The organism is Mesorhizobium sp. M7A.F.Ca.CA.001.10.2.1, from assembly GCF_003998575.1.
GTDB lineage: Bacteria > Pseudomonadota > Alphaproteobacteria > Rhizobiales > Rhizobiaceae > Mesorhizobium.
The window spans coordinates 1-612 of sequence record NZ_RZQY01001264.1; the positions used below are offsets into that span (position 1 = coordinate 1).

The 612-nt window shown below is 62.7% G+C and carries 1 protein-coding gene; it reads left to right on the forward strand.

Features of this window, described 5'->3' with window-relative positions; translation table 11 throughout:
• On the forward strand, window positions 1-560 hold a 560-nt coding region (locus EN964_RS36540), incomplete at its 5' end, for an SDR family NAD(P)-dependent oxidoreductase (protein WP_127277597.1).
• Window positions 561-612 lie beyond the last annotated feature (52 nt).

The following is a 612-nucleotide window of genomic DNA, read 5'->3' on the forward strand; positions in this document are numbered from 1 at the left end:
ATGCCGGTATCGGCGACAATCCCGGAAAGCCATGGGAAAACGGCGATGCCTGGAAGCGGCTGCTGGACATCAATTTCTGGGGCGTCGTGCATGGCGTCGAGGCCTTCGCGCCGCGCATGCTGGCCTCGGCCAGCCCGGGTTTGATCGTCAACACCGGCTCCAAGCAAGGCATCACCACGCCGCCCGGCAATCTTGCCTACAATGTCTCCAAGGCTGGGGTGAAAACCTTCACCGAGGGCCTGTCGCATGCGTTGCGCAACGAACCCGGCGCCCATGTCGCTGCCCATCTTCTGATCCCCGGCTTCACCTTTACCGGCCTGACCGAGGGCGCGACGGAAAAACCGGCCGCCGCCTGGACCGGCGAACAGGTTGTGGATTTCATGCTGGAATCCCTGACCAGAGGCGATTTCTACATCCTGTGCCCGGACAATGAGGCGGCCCGCCCGCTGGATGAAAAGCGCATGGCCTGGGCGATCGGCGATATCATCGAGAACCGCCCAGCCCTGTCGCGCTGGCACCCGGACCACAAGGACAGTTTCGCGGCGTTCATGAAAGGCTGATTTTCAGGCCGCCTGCTTTTTCGACCCGCGCTTCCTCGCCACAGCCTTCTTC